Annotated in this window: 16 protein-coding genes; 2 read left to right on the top strand and 14 right to left on the bottom strand. The window is 69.7% G+C overall.

Annotation, left to right across the window (positions count from 1 at the left end; all coding sequences use genetic code 11):
• Position 1 precedes the first annotated feature (1 nt).
• The 3 genes from ID574_RS09950 to ID574_RS09960 are packed head-to-tail and all read right to left on the bottom strand — an operon-like array spanning position 2 to position 2636.
• Positions 2-652 carry a PIG-L deacetylase family protein gene (locus ID574_RS09950; RefSeq protein ID WP_188188530.1) on the bottom strand — a complete coding sequence of 217 codons (651 nt, stop codon included), beginning with the start codon at positions 650-652 and terminating at the stop codon, positions 2-4.
• A complete protein-coding gene (locus tag ID574_RS09955) occupies positions 649-1428 on the bottom strand; it encodes a glycosyltransferase family protein (protein ID WP_188188531.1) in 780 nt (259 codons plus the stop codon). Before ID574_RS09955 ends, ID574_RS09950 begins: the two co-directional genes overlap by 4 nt.
• The gene (locus ID574_RS09960) at positions 1425-2636 is read right to left on the bottom strand and encodes a class I SAM-dependent methyltransferase (RefSeq protein WP_188189487.1); all 1212 of its coding nucleotides are present in this window, start codon (positions 2634-2636) and stop codon (positions 1425-1427) included. Before ID574_RS09960 ends, ID574_RS09955 begins: the two co-directional genes overlap by 4 nt.
• Before the next feature lie 59 nt (positions 2637-2695).
• Here ID574_RS09960 and ID574_RS09965 point away from each other — a divergent pair, with 59 nt between their 5' ends.
• Positions 2696-3274 carry a dTDP-4-dehydrorhamnose 3,5-epimerase family protein gene (locus ID574_RS09965; protein WP_188188532.1) on the top strand — a complete coding sequence of 193 codons (579 nt, stop codon included), beginning with the start codon at positions 2696-2698 and terminating at the stop codon, positions 3272-3274.
• Here the strand turns inward: ID574_RS09965 and rfbD are convergent.
• The 10 genes from rfbD to ID574_RS10015 form a co-directional block, all read right to left on the bottom strand.
• Entirely contained in the window at positions 3256-4107 is an 852-nt protein-coding gene (rfbD, locus tag ID574_RS09970) for a dTDP-4-dehydrorhamnose reductase (protein ID WP_188188533.1), read from the bottom strand. The two genes, ID574_RS09965 and rfbD, sit on opposite strands and share 19 nt — an antisense overlap.
• 58 nt (positions 4108-4165) lie before the next feature.
• Positions 4166-5092: a dTDP-glucose 4,6-dehydratase gene (rfbB, locus tag ID574_RS09975; protein ID WP_188188534.1), complete on the bottom strand. Its 927-nt coding sequence runs from the start codon at positions 5090-5092 to the stop codon at positions 4166-4168.
• Positions 5089-6156, bottom strand: a complete 1068-nt coding sequence (locus ID574_RS09980) for a glucose-1-phosphate thymidylyltransferase (RefSeq protein WP_188188535.1) — start codon at positions 6154-6156, stop codon at positions 5089-5091. The genes rfbB and ID574_RS09980 overlap by 4 nt, the downstream gene beginning before the upstream one ends.
• A gap of 2 nt (positions 6157-6158) precedes the next feature.
• A complete protein-coding gene (locus ID574_RS09985) occupies positions 6159-7613 on the bottom strand; it encodes a sugar transferase (protein ID WP_188188536.1) in 1455 nt (484 codons plus the stop codon).
• A 271-nt stretch (positions 7614-7884) separates the two neighbouring features.
• Positions 7885-8235: a hypothetical protein gene (locus ID574_RS09990; protein ID WP_188188537.1), complete on the bottom strand. Its 351-nt coding sequence runs from the start codon at positions 8233-8235 to the stop codon at positions 7885-7887.
• 47 nt (positions 8236-8282) lie between these two features.
• Positions 8283-8915 carry a GntR family transcriptional regulator gene (locus tag ID574_RS09995; protein ID WP_188188538.1) on the bottom strand — a complete coding sequence of 211 codons (633 nt, stop codon included), beginning with the start codon at positions 8913-8915 and terminating at the stop codon, positions 8283-8285.
• Positions 8912-9832 (bottom strand): DMT family transporter, encoded by a 921-nt coding sequence (locus ID574_RS10000; RefSeq protein ID WP_188188539.1) that lies wholly within the window; start codon positions 9830-9832, stop codon positions 8912-8914. Before ID574_RS10000 ends, ID574_RS09995 begins: the two co-directional genes overlap by 4 nt.
• Positions 9833-9962: 130 nt before the next feature.
• A complete protein-coding gene (locus ID574_RS10005) occupies positions 9963-10340 on the bottom strand; it encodes a hypothetical protein (protein ID WP_188188540.1) in 378 nt (125 codons plus the stop codon).
• Between the two features lie 58 nt (positions 10341-10398).
• Positions 10399-10902, bottom strand: a complete 504-nt coding sequence (locus ID574_RS10010) for a GNAT family N-acetyltransferase (RefSeq protein ID WP_223166552.1) — start codon at positions 10900-10902, stop codon at positions 10399-10401.
• A gap of 11 nt (positions 10903-10913) precedes the next feature.
• A complete protein-coding gene (locus ID574_RS10015; protein ID WP_188188541.1) occupies positions 10914-11294 on the bottom strand; it encodes an MmcQ/YjbR family DNA-binding protein in 381 nt (126 codons plus the stop codon).
• A 118-nt stretch (positions 11295-11412) separates the two neighbouring features.
• Between ID574_RS10015 and ID574_RS10020 the strand changes: the two genes are divergently transcribed.
• Positions 11413-12042 carry a TetR/AcrR family transcriptional regulator gene (locus tag ID574_RS10020; protein WP_223166553.1) on the top strand — a complete coding sequence of 210 codons (630 nt, stop codon included), beginning with the start codon at positions 11413-11415 and terminating at the stop codon, positions 12040-12042.
• Here the strand turns inward: ID574_RS10020 and ID574_RS10025 are convergent.
• Positions 12033-12452 carry a VOC family protein gene (locus tag ID574_RS10025; protein ID WP_188188543.1) on the bottom strand — a complete coding sequence of 140 codons (420 nt, stop codon included), beginning with the start codon at positions 12450-12452 and terminating at the stop codon, positions 12033-12035. The genes ID574_RS10020 and ID574_RS10025 overlap by 10 nt on opposite strands.
• Between the last annotated feature and the right edge of the window lie 273 nt (positions 12453-12725).

Here is a 12725-nt window from a genome sequence, read left to right on the forward strand (position 1 = left end):
ATCAGCCTCCAGCGAGGTCGAGGGAGAGTTTGTGCAGGTAGAAGGCCTCGGCGTAGCGCGCGTGACATTCGATGCCGCGGATCCTGGCCAGACCGAGGAACGCTTCTCTGTCGAACCAGGGCCGGTGCCGCTGCGACGGGTAGTGCTCCCAGAGCAGGGCGACCTTGCGCTCGGCGAGCGCGAGGTCGAGCGGCTGGTACGCGTTGGGCCGGCCGAGATCGCCGTCCCACTTGAGGATCTCGTAACCGAGCGTGAGGTGGTCGCGGAAGGCGGTGGGCACCAGCCGCGCCAGGCCTCTGTGGTCCTGGTGGGCGTCGCCGGCCTGGGGAGCGAGGATGAGGTCCGGCTCGGTCCGCAGGCGCAGCTCCTCCACCGCGGCCTTGGCCTCGTCCCAGTGGGCGGGCAGCCGCCCGTCGGGCACCTTGGCCACCGTGACCCGCAGGTCGGCGTCGGGACAGAACGCGGCCAGCGCCGCCCGCTCCTCGTCCTCGCGCTGGGTGCCGCCGCCCGACAGCACCAGGGCGTCCACCCGGATGCCGGGATGCGACGTGCAGATGGCCAGGAGGGTGCCGCCGGCCCCGATGGCGATGTCGTCGCAGTGAGCGGCCAGGGCGACCACTCTGCGCAGGCCGCCGGGCACGAGCCGGATCATGCCGTGCGCTCCCACAGGGCCCACGGCCGGTCGCCGCGCGAGTAGGCGCGGTCCAGCTCCAGGCGCTGGTTGACGGTGTCGGTCGGCCGCCAGTAGCCCCGGTACGGGTAGGCGAGCAGCCGCCCGCGCTTGGCCAGCTCCCGGCAGCCGTCCACCAGCAGGTCACCGTCTTTCGGGATGTGATCGAAGATTTCCTGGCGTAAGACGAAATATCCGCCGTTGACCCAGAGCGGCATCTCGGTGACCGCGGTGATCTGGTCGACCAGCCCGTCCTCGGTGATCTCGACGCAGTGGAAGGTGCCGGGCGGGGGCACGGCCATGAGGGCGCCGCCCGCGTCCGACGCGGCGAGCTTGTCGATGATCTCCGGCAGCGGCGCGTCCGTGAGCACGTCCGCGTAGTTGGCCAGGAACATCTCCTCGCCGTCGAGGTGGTCGCGGACCCGGCGCAGCCGCTCGCCGATCGACGACTCGACCCCGGTGTGGATGAACGAGATCGTCCAGTCGGAGATGTCGTTGCCCAGCAGCTCGACGTCGCCGCCGCGCAGGACGAAATCGTTGGAGGCGGTCTCCTCGTACTTCAGGAAGAAGCTCTTGATCTGCTCCGCGCCGTAGCCGAGGCAGAGCACGAAGTCCTTGTGGCCGAAGTGCGCGTAGTAGCGCATGACGTGCCAGAGCAGCGGCCGCGGCCCGACGAGCTGCATGGGCTTGGGCGCGTCGCCCGGCGCGCCGGTGCGCATGCGCGTGCCGTACCCGCCGCAGAAGAGGACGACCTTCACACGATCTCCAGGGAGGGGATGGGAAAGACCAGGCGGCCGCCCCACTGACGGACATACGACAGTTGTTCGACCAGCTCGTCACGCAGGTTCCAGGGCAGGACGAGCACATAGTCCGGCCGGTCGGCGGCGATCCGGTCGGGCGCGAAGATCGGGATGCGGGCGCCGGGGGTGAACTTGCCGTGTTTGTACGGATTGCGGTCCACCGTGTACGCGAGCAGGTCGGGCCGGATGCCACAGTGGTTGAGCAGCGTGTTGCCCTTGCCCGGGGCGCCGTACCCGACGACCGTCTTGCCGTCCTCGGCGGCGTCGATGAGGAAGCGCAGCAGGTCGCGCCGGACCTTGGCCACCCGGGCCGCGAAGCCGGCGTACCCCGACAGCTCGTGCAGCCCGGCCGCCTTCTCCAGCGCCAGCACGTCGGACACCTGCTGCGACGGCGCGCCCGCGGTCTCGGCCGGCTTGGCCCACACCCGGATCGAGCCGCCGTGCGTGGGCAGCAGCTCGACGTCCACCACGCTCAGCCCGCCGCTGGCCAGCGCCCGCTGCGCCGAGGCGAGCGTGTAGTACTGGAAGTGCTCGTGGTAGATCGTGTCGTACTGGTTGCCCTCGATCAGCGTGAGCAGGTGCTGCACCTCGATGGAGACCAGGCCGTCGTCGGCCACCAGCGTGCGCAGCCCCTCGGTGAAGCCCACGACGTCCGGGATGTGCGCGTAGACGTTGTTGGCCACGACGTAGTCGGCGGTCCCGTGCTCGCGCACGACGGCCCGCGCGCTCTCCGGGGTGAGGAACGCCGTCACCGTCGGCACCCCGTTCTCCCTGGCCACCGTCCCCACGTTCACCGACGGCTCGATGCCCAGGCAGCGCACGCCGCGCTCGACCACGTGCCGCAGCAGGTAGCCGTCGTTGCTGGCGACCTCGACGACGAACGAGTCGGGCCGGAGACCGAGCCCGGCCACGAAGGACCGGGCGTGCTCGACCCAGGAGGTCGAGTAGGAGGAGAAATAGGCGTAGTCGGTGAAGGTCTCCTCGGGGGAGATCAGCGGCGGGATCTGCGCCAGCCAGCACGAGGTGCACACGCGCAGGTGCAGCGGGTAGGCGGGCTCGGGCTCGTCGAGCTGCTCGGCCGTCAGGATCCGCTCACAGGGCGGCGTCGCCCCCAGGTCCACGACCCCGGTCAGGTCCGTGGACCCGCACAACCGGCAGACTGTCATTCGCACGCTCCAAAGATTGGTATTTCGCTGGGCCCGGTGATCTCGTTACTGTGCGGTTCATGAAGCCCCTCGGCATCGACGGCGCCTGGCGCCACACCCCGAACGTCCACACCGACTCCCGTGGCTCGTTCCTGGAGGCGTTCCGGGCGGCCGACCTGCCGCGGCGGTTCGACCTCGCCCAGGTCAACTGCTCCGTCTCCCGCGCCGGGGTGCTGCGGGGGATGCATTTCGCGGACGTCCCGCCAGGTCAGGCCAAATATCTGATGTGCGTGTCCGGCAGTGTCCTGGACGTCGTCGTGGACATCCGGGTGGGCTCGCCCACCTTCGGGCAATGGGAGTCGGTGGTCCTGGACGACGAGACGGGCAGCGCCGTCCTGATCGCCGAAGGGCTCGGGCACGGGTTCATGGCGCTGAGCGAGCAGGCCACGGTCGTGTATCTGTGCTCGGAGCCGTACAACCCGGGCCGGGAGCACGGGGTCAACCCGCTCGACCCGGCGCTCGGCATCGCGTGGCCGTCCGGCCTGGAGCCCGTGCTGTCCGACAAGGACGCCGAGGCGCCGTCCCTGGAGGAGGCCCGCGTCGCCGGCCTCCTGCCTGACTATCAGCGCTGCCTGGAGTTCTACGCCACATTGCATTGACGGCCTCCAGCCAGGACGGGCCAGGCCGCGTGCAGCGCGGTACGCCAGTGGCGGATCGGCTCCCATCGGGTGTGGGCCAGCACGCTGTTGGCCGGCCGCCGGGCCGGGCGGGGGAAGGCCGAGGTCGGCACCGGGCGCACCCGCTCGGGGTCCTCGCCGAGCAACGTGAAGATCTCCCTGGCGAACCCGCACCAGGTGGTCTCCCCCGAGCTGGTCCCGTGGTAGACGCCCGGCGGCAGGTCCGACTGCGCCAGCCGGACGAGGTAGTCGGCCAGGTCGGCGGCCCACGTCGGCTGCCCGCGCTGGTCGTCCACCACGTCCAGCACGGGCCGCTCCCGGGATAACCTGATCATGGTCCGCGCGAAGTTCGCGCCGTGCGCCCCATACAGCCAGGCGGTGCGCACCACGTAGTGCCCGTGCTCCAGCGCCGCCCGCTCGCCCGCGAGCTTGGTCCGGCCGTACGCGTTCACCGGCCCGGTCGGCGCGTCCTCCGGGTACGGCCCGTCGCCGGTGCCGTCGAAGACGTAGTCGGTGGACACGTGCACCAGCCGCGCGCCGACCAGGTCGCACGCCTCGGCCAGCCAGCTCACGGCGTGCCCGTTGACCGTCAGCGCCTCGGCCTCGTGCGTCTCGGCGTCGTCCACCGCGGTCCAGCCGGCGCAGTTGATCACGGCTCTGGGGCGGTAGGCGGACACGAAGTCGCGTACCGCTCGTTTGTCGCACAGGTCCAGCTCGGCCCGGCCGAGCGCGAGCACAGGCTCGCCGGTCAGGGCCGCGCGATCGAGGACGTCGGCTGCGAGCATGCCGCCGGCCCCCGTGATCAACCACCTCATCCCGCCTCCAGGCGTGGTCAGTCGCGTCTCATTGCCGAGCACCCCGCGGCGCGCAGGCTCACGCGCTCCACCAGTCCCGATGCTCGGCGTACCAGCGGACCGTGGCCTTGAGCCCCTGCTCGAACGGGATCTCCGGGCGGTAGCCGAGCGCCCGCAGCTTGGAGTCGTCCAGCGAGTACCTGCGGTCGTGGCCCTTGCGGTCCTGGACGTGCTCGACCAGGTCCCAGTCGCGTCCGCAGACCTCCAGCAGGCGCGCGGTGAGCTCCTTGTTGGTCAGCTCCGCCGTGCCCGCGATGTGGTAGACCTCCCCCGGCCGGCCCTTCTCCGCGACCAGCCGGATGCCCGCGCAGTGGTCCTCGACGTGGATCCAGTCCCGCACGTTGCCGCCGTCGCCGTACAGCGGCACCTTCTCGCCCCGCAGCAGGCGGGTGACGAACAGCGGGATGATCTTCTCGGGATACTGGCGCGGGCCGTAGTTGTTGCCGCACCGGGTGATGGAGACGTCCAGCCCGTACGTGGTCGCGTAGGCCTGGGCGATCAGGTCGCCGCCCGCCTTCGCCGCCGCGTACGGCGAACGCGGCCGCACCGGCGCGGACTCGTCCCACGAGCCGACGTCGATCGAGCCGTACACCTCGTCGGTGGACACCTGGACCACCTTCGGGACCCCCGCGTCCAGGCACGCCTGCAGCAGCGTCTGGGTGCCCAGCGTGTTCGTGCGCATGAACTCGGCGGCGCCCTCGATGGACCGGTCGACGTGGGACTCGGCGGCGAAGTTCACCACGAGGTCGTGCCCGGGGACGACCTCCCTGAGCAGGCCGGCGTCGCAGACGTCGCCGTGCACGAACTCGTGGCGCACCCCGTCGAGGTTGGCGCGGTTGCCGGCGTACGTGAGCTTGTCCAGGACGGTCACGTACACGTCGTGAAGGCTCCGGGCGAAGTGCGAGCCGATGAACCCCGCACCCCCCGTCACCAGGACTCTTGTCATGAAGAAATCTGTACCTTGCTGTGATCGCCCAGCACGAGACGGTGGGCTCTGGGCGTGTTGGGGGCCGGGGTGACCTCGACGTCGTGGCCGATCAGCGACGACTCGATGCGGCCGACCCCGGCGATGGAGGCCCTGGGCAGCACGATCGAGTACTCGATCTCGCTGTCGGTGACGGCGCAGCCGGCGCCGACGGAGGTGAAGGGGCCGACGTAGCTGTCGCTGATCCGCGCGCCGTCCCCGATGATCGCCGGACCGACGATGCGGGAGCGCTTGACCACCGCGCCCCGCTCGACCACGACCCGGCCCACCAGCTCGCTGTCCGCGTCCACGTGTCCCCTGACCTGCGGCTCCACCGACTCCAGGACGAGCCGGTTGACCTCCAGCATGTCGGTGACGTTGCCGGTGTCCTTCCAGTAGCCGGAGATCACCGAGGACTCGACCCGCAGGCCGGCCTCGATCAGCCACTGGATGGCGTCGGTGATCTCCAGCTCGCCCCGCCACGACGGCTTGAGCTCGGCCACGGCCGCGTGGATGGCCGGGCTGAACAGGTAGACCCCGACCAGCGCCAGGTCGCTCTTGGGCCGGGCCGGCTTCTCCTCCAGCCCGACCACCCGCCCGGCCGCGTCGAGCTCCGCCACCCCGAACTGGCGCGGGTCGCCGACCTTGGTGAGCATGATCTGGGCGGCGGGCCGCTCGCGGGCGAACCTGTCCACCAGGCCGTTGATGCCGCCCACGACGAAGTTGTCGCCCAGATACATGACGAAGTCGTCGTCCCCGAGGTAGTCGCGGGCGATCAGCACGCCGTGCGCCAGCCCGAGCGGCGCCTCCTGACGCAGGTACGTCACCTGCAGCCCGAACGCCGAGCCGTCCCCCACCGCCGCCTCGATCTCCGCGTACGTGTCCCCGACCACGAGGCCCAGCTCCGTGATCCCGGTCGCCGCGATCGCCTCCAGCCCGTAGAACAGCACCGGTTTGTTGGCCACGGGCACCAGCTGTTTCGCCGAGGTGTGGGTGATCGGCCGAAGCCGTGTGCCCGACCCCCCGGCGAGCACGAGTGCTTTCACCGCTAGTAAGCCCCTTCTCCACGGGTGACGACGGCCCAGGTCTTCCAGAGGATCTGCAGGTCCAGGATGAGCGACCAGTTCTCGACGTAACGCAGGTCGAGCCGTACGGACTCCTCCCACGTCAGGTCGGAACGGCCGCTGACCTGCCAGAGCCCGGTCATCCCCGGTTTGACGACGAGGCGGCGGCGGACGTCCGTGCCGTACTCGGCGACCTCTTCCGGCAGCGGCGGACGCGGGCCGACGAGCGACATCTCGCCGCGGAGGACGTTCAGCAGCTGGGGCAGCTCGTCGAGCGAATATTTACGGAGGAAAGCGCCTACCTTGGTGATCCTTGGATCGTTCCTAATCTTGAAGAGCACTCCGTCGAACTCGTTGGCTTCGAGAAGCGCGCCCTTGAGCTGTTCCGCATCGACCACCATCGTACGGAATTTCACGACACGGAACTCTTTGCCGCCCTTGCCGACTCTTGTCTGGAAAAAGAGCGCGGGGCCCTTGCTGGTCATGCGGATCACCAGCGCGATCGCCAGCAGCGGCAGGGCCAGGAGCAGCAGCGCGGTCGCCGCGACCACCCGGTCGAAGACGGTCTTCACGACCTGCTTGGTGCCGTCGAACTCGGGATGCTCCACATGAAGGAGCGGCATCCCGGCGACCGGCCTGATGCTGATGCGCGGCCCGGCCACGTCGAGGAGCGCCGGGGCCACGAAGAGATCCGTACGGGCCGTCTCCAGGCTCCAGGCCAGCCGGCGCAGCGCGGCGCCGTCCAGCTCCGGGCAGGCCAGCACGGCCACGGCGTCGGCCCGCTCCTTCTCGGCCACGTTCGCCACGTCGCCGAAGGAGCCGAGCACGGGGATGCCGTCCAGGTCCACGTCCATCGAGTGCTCGGGAAGGCAGGCTCCCACCACCTGCATTCCGTGATACGGCTGGCGCCTGAACTGCACCACGAGGTCGAGGATCGACTCCCGGTGCCCGACCGCGATCACCTGGCGCATGTAGTCCCCGGCCGCTCTCCTTCGGTGGAGACGTTTACGCATCCGGTAGCGGTAGTAGAGCGTGGCGAGCAAGGCCAGCGGCAGCATCGCCATCACGAAACTCCGCGCGATCGCCGTCTGCGTGGCATAGGCCATGATGGCGACCGCGGCCATCAGGCCGACGCCGCCGTTGAACACCGCCTTGAACTCATCGGTGCCCTCGCCGTTGGCGCGCTGGCGGTACGCGCCGCCCATCATGAGCGCGACGGGCCAGGCGACGACCAGGCCGAATCCCAGGAGGAACTCGACCCATGGGATGTACACGCCGGCCAGCAGCCGCACGCCCAGCACGCAGACACATGCGAGCAGCGCGCACATCGTGTCCCCGTACAAAAGGAGCCGTAAATACGCCCGCGTCCAAATGCTGGACGCACGGCGTGGCACGGCCTCGAGGAGCACGACAGCGGACTCCCCAGTCCCCACCCTCATAGCACCACCCTGTGACAACTCCGTGCACCGCGATAACTTGACGTTCCTTGAATCACATGGGTTGACAAGTCCCACGCACTTAAGGGCGGCGGCCCCCACTAAAGAGTAAAGATCGATTCCGGCGGGGGGAATAACGTCAAACGTCCACAATCGGACGCTTCATGGGCTGCCTCAGGGCTTGACGGAACGGTCCATCGGATGCTGCCGTCCCGTACCGGGAAATGCAGGGGTTACGGCGGCTTTTCTACACATTGCCGCAATATGAAGGATCTTAGTCGTACTCCAGATCCGGCAGCGCGGACGGCGGATCGGGGCTGCGCCAGACCACCACTACGCCGTCGTGCGCGGACTCGGCGGCCAGGGCCAGCCGGTCGAGGTCGAAGTCCGGCAGGTAGCGCAGGCGGGCCAGAAACGTGGCGTCGGTGGCGGAGCGGGGCACGACGCAACCCTCGCCGTCGCGGTCGAGCAGGATGAACAGGACGTCTTCCCCGGATTCGGTGACGACACGGACCTCCACCACGTCCTCCCACGCGAGGGCCTCGACGCTACCGTCCGCGTAGTGACGAGTGACGCCTTCTTCCGTGACATACACGTAGGAGTCCGGCATCGGATTGCCGTGCATGGGCGCGATTCTTGCGAGTTCCATGGCGGTCCCGCAAGGGTTCGCGCTCAGTCGGACTCGTCGACACCCCAGGAATGGCTGAGATGCGCCGCCACCGCCGCCCTCGCGGCGTCCGCGGGACCGTGCGCGATCTCGTCGAGCAGCTCGCGGTGCTCGCGCACCAGCACGTCCCGGTCCTTGTAGACCTCCTTCAGCCGGACCAGGCCGAGTCTGGTCTCCGCGGCGAGCACGCCGTAGAGGCGTTCGAGCCGCGGGCTGCCGACGGCCTCGATCAGCGCCTGGTGCAGCGCCATGTGCTCGGCCACGCTGTCGGCCCACGGCGCCGCGGCGGGCAGGGCGGCCATCCGGTGCAGCGCGGCCTCCGCCCTTGGCACCCGCTGCCCGGCCACCGCCTGCGCCATGAGGTCCTCGAGGGGCCGGCGGACGTACATGAGGTCGTTGAGGTCCGAGATCGTCACTTCCGGGACATAGGCGCTGCGATTGCGCTCGCGCCTGAGAAGCCCCTCGTGGACCAGGCTCGCCAGGGCCTCGCGGACGGTCGGCCTGGCGACCCCGTACGCCGCGGCGATCTCCTGCTCGGGCAGTGGGGTGCCCGGCGCGATCTCTCCGGAGAGCACCCTGCTGCGCAGGGCGTCGGCGAGCGCCCCGACGGTGGAGACGGGTCTGAGCGGCAACGTCACGCCTGCGACTCTAACGCCCTTTCCGTGGCCGTCTTTTCCGGCGCTGCGGCTTCTTCCCGCGCGGCTGCCCTTTCCGGCACGGCCACCGCCACCAGGCTGAGCGCGAGCAGCACGAGCCCGGCGATCGAGACCGGCGTCAGCCGCTCCCCGAGGACCACGAGGCCGAGCAGCGCGGCGACGGCCGGCTCGGTCAGCGCCAGGGTGGCGGCCGTGGCCACCGGGGTGGTCCGCAGGCCCCGGCCGTACAGGAAGTAGGACAGAGTCGTCGTGCCGAGCCCGAGGTAGAGCACGGCGATCAGTCCTCGCGGCTCCGCCAGCCAGCCGACGCCGTGGAGGAGAAGAACAGGCAGCATGATCACGGCTGCCCCGGCGAACATGACTCCCATGACGGCCTCGGAGCGCGCCCCTTCGCCGATCGCCCGGGCAGCCACGACCACGTAGAACGCGTACAGCAGCCCGCCGAGGAGCGCGAACAGGACCCCGGACACCACCTGACCGCCTGCCTGGGCCCCGCCGCCCACGATCAGCGCCGCGCACCCGCAGATGGCCGCCGTCGTGGCCACGGCCCACCGCCCGCTCGGCCGCCGCCCGTCCAGCAGCCAGGACAGCACTCCCGTGAAGACCGGCCCGCTGCCGATGGCCACCACGGTGCCGATGGCGACGCCGGTGCGCGCGACCGCGGCGAAGAAGCACAGCTGGTACGCGGCCACCGCCACGGCGCCCAGCAGCAGGCCCGGCCTGATCGCCCGCCTGAGTCCCGCCCCGGCGAACACCGCAAGGGCCGCGCCTCCGATGACGAGCCGGGCGGCGGCGAGGGCGACGGAGTCGGCGGAGACGAGCAGCCCCGCGGTGCCGGCCGTGCCCCAGAGCACGGATGCGGCGATGACGGCAAGAGGTCCGTTCTTCACACCGACCATTGTCTGACAACTAGACAACATGCGTCCAGTGTATTTGATGACACCGCGCACTTCGGCGAGGGTCTTCTGGAGAAAGGAGGGCCGTGCCGGCGGCTCCACACCGGCCGGCCTGCGACGGAGCGAGACGCGTCTAGACGATCTCTTCCAGCAACTGGTCGATCGTCCGCGCGGCGGGGGCGGCCACGTCGCCGGCGTAGTCGTCGAGCACGGCGAGCGCGTCGTGGATGTCCGGAAGGCTCTTGCGGGGCAGCGCGAGGATCGTCTCGTCCTCGACGGTGATCGATCCCTCCACCTGGAAGGCCGTGGAGCCGGCGGCGATGGAGACCTCGAAACGAACCTCGCGGCCGTCGGGCAGGGTGAAGGTGGCGCCGACGCGGGCTCCCGCGGGCGGGAGGAAATAGGAGAAACGCTCGCTTCGCACGAAGGGATGGCGTAAGTCAGCGAGAAGCTCCGACGACCGGTTCAAGGCCGCCAGCAGCCCGGCCGCGGCCAGACTCTCGCTGTCCACCCAAGAAAGGGTAGATCAGCGGGCCACCCCCTGGCCATGGATCGGCGTCAGTCAGTGGTCAGTCGGTGGCGAGCCGGGCGTGCCGCTCCACGTCGTAACGGACGCCGTCGTGGCGCAGCTTGCCCCGCTCGATGCCCTCCGGCCGGAACCCCGCCTTGGTGGCGACCCTGCACGAGGCCGGATTGTTCGTACGATGCCCCAGCTCGAGCCGGTAGAGCCCGCGCTCGTCGAACGCCCACCGGACCAGCTTCTCGGTGGCCGCCACCGCGATCCCGCGCCCCCTGGCCTCCGGCACGACCCAGTAGGACACCCAACCGGTGTCATGCGTGTCGATCTTCGTCACCGCCACGTTCCCGACCACCCGCTCGCCACCCGCACCGTCGATCACCACGGCGAAGGCGTGGCCGGCCCCCTCCCATGAGGCGATCCACCCGCGGGCGTCCTTCAGCGTGATGATCGGCCAGGCCGCCTGCCGCCGCAGATCGGGGGCTTGGAAGGCGTCGAGCACGGCCGGCGCGTCGCTGTCGCGCCACTCTCGCAGCCGGACGTTCACAGAGATCACATTGCCCGAGATTACCCTGGATGCACCTGCTGTCTGAGTTGCCCGATCTCGTGGGTGGCCTCGAAGTCGTCGACCAGTTGCTGGGGCGCGGTCAGGCACCACGCCTCGGCCACGAGCTCGAACAACTCGTCGGCCTCGATGCGGTCGAGATGCACCACCACCCACCCGAACCGCCCGGCGGTGAACTGCACCTCGAACACCTCGGGCCGCTCGGCGACCAGCGCGATCTGCTCCTCGATCGTGGCCTTGAGCCCGACGGTCTCGGTGGCCTCCCAGAGATAGCCGAACCCCTTGCCGCGCACCTTGAGGCCGATCCACTCGCCGCCGTGGCTCATCTTGACCTCGGGCAGCTCGTCCAGCATCGCCAGGAACTCATCGACGCTCACACCCATGCCGCCTGTGTACCAGACCCGGCCGACACTTCCCACTTCGCCCGTCGGCCCCCATGGCGTTCCGGCTAACGTGAGGCCCGGGCGAGAGAACGCCCGCTGCCGACTGTTGAGGAATCTGGTGGCCGACACACGTACCAAACTGCTCGACGCCGCGCTGGAAACGCTCAGGAAACACGGCATCGCGGGCGCCTCCGCCCGCACCATCGCCGCCGCGGCAGGCGTCAACCAGGCCCTCGTGTTCTACCACTTCGGCAGCGTCGACCAGCTCCTCGCCGCCGCCTGCGAGCATGGCTCGCAGCAGCGCATCGCCCTCTACCGTGACCGCTTCGCCGCCGTGACCTCGCTCCGCGAGCTTCTCGACCTGGGCCGCGCGCTGCACGCCGAGGAACGCGCCCACGGCAGCGTCGCGGCGCTCGCCCAGCTCCTCGCCGGCAGCCAGACCGACGCCAAACTGGCCCCCGCCACCGCCGCGGGCCTCCACCTGTGGATCGCGGAGGTGGAGCAGGCCCTCCGCCGGGTCCTGGCGAAGTCGCCCCTGGCCGAGTTCGTGGACGTGTCGGGCCTGGCCAAGGCGGTGGCGGCGGCGTTCGTCGGGCTGGAGCTGTACGAAGGCGTGGACGCCGAGGGCGCGGAGCACGCGCTCAAGGCGCTGGAGGAGCTGGCCGTGCTGGTGACGGCCCTGGACGACATGGGACCGTTGGTCCGGCGCGCGGCCCGTGCGAGGCTGCGCAGGACCGGTCACTCGTAATAGCGGACTTCCAGCACGTTGCCGTCGGGGTCGGGGAAATAAATCGTCTCCGGTGCGATGCCCCGGGCGCCGAACGAGTTGGTCCCCGAGCCGGTGATCTCCACACCGTGCTGTTTCAGCCGGACCTGGAGCGCGTCGAAATCCTCGCTGCTCACGGCCAGGCACAAATGGTTAACCGGATGCCCGGAGCTGCCCTTCACGCCCGTGCCCTCGTCCACGCCCCTGATGGCGTCATAGGCCATCAGGTCGATGATGGTCCCCTCGGAGATGCGGACGCTCGGAAAAGCCGCCTTCCCCTCGCGAAACTCCTCGGCCCGGACTCCCGGCAGGCCGATCACCTCCGTGTAGAAATGCAGGGATCTGAGCTGGTCGGCGACCCAGCAGACGAGATGGTCAAGGTGTGCCTTCATGGAAACCTCCACTCATCTCCAATATCTGTCCCACAAATCCCGCTGTCCACCTGTGTCATCAGCCGCCCACCAATAGCCGCCTGTCCGAAACAGCCGGTTAACGCGGAGTTCGCAGCGATGGAATCCGCCGCGAAGCGGCATTCCCCGGCACAATGATGGGGTGACGCAAACCACTGAGGCGGCCCGCATGCCGTCCACCGTGAGGGCGGTCAGATTCATCCTGACGCTCCAGGTCGCCTTCAGCCTGGTGGGGCTGGCCATCCTTACCGCGTC

Source organism: Nonomuraea sp. SYSU D8015 (genome assembly GCF_008065375.1).
In the GTDB taxonomy this organism is placed as follows: domain Bacteria; phylum Actinomycetota; class Actinomycetes; order Streptosporangiales; family Streptosporangiaceae; genus Nonomuraea.

Coding starts and splice junctions, on each gene's coding strand:
- ID574_RS09950 (WP_188188530.1), bottom strand. CDS start 652: ATGATCCGGCTCGTGCCCGGCGGCCTGCGCAGAGTGGTCGCCCTGGCC.
- ID574_RS09960 (WP_188189487.1), bottom strand. CDS start 2,636: ATGACAGTCTGCCGGTTGTGCGGGTCCACGGACCTGACCGGGGTCGTG.
- ID574_RS09965 (WP_188188532.1), top strand. CDS start 2,696: ATGAAGCCCCTCGGCATCGACGGCGCCTGGCGCCACACCCCGAACGTC.
- rfbD (WP_188188533.1), bottom strand. CDS start 4,107: ATGAGGTGGTTGATCACGGGGGCCGGCGGCATGCTCGCAGCCGACGTC.
- rfbB (WP_188188534.1), bottom strand. CDS start 5,092: ATGACAAGAGTCCTGGTGACGGGGGGTGCGGGGTTCATCGGCTCGCAC.
- ID574_RS09985 (WP_188188536.1), bottom strand. CDS start 7,613: ATGAGGGTGGGGACTGGGGAGTCCGCTGTCGTGCTCCTCGAGGCCGTG.
- ID574_RS09990 (WP_188188537.1), bottom strand. CDS start 8,235: ATGCACGGCAATCCGATGCCGGACTCCTACGTGTATGTCACGGAAGAA.
- ID574_RS10000 (WP_188188539.1), bottom strand. CDS start 9,832: ATGGTCGGTGTGAAGAACGGACCTCTTGCCGTCATCGCCGCATCCGTG.
- ID574_RS10015 (WP_188188541.1), bottom strand. CDS start 11,294: ATGGGTGTGAGCGTCGATGAGTTCCTGGCGATGCTGGACGAGCTGCCC.
- ID574_RS10025 (WP_188188543.1), bottom strand. CDS start 12,452: ATGAAGGCACACCTTGACCATCTCGTCTGCTGGGTCGCCGACCAGCTC.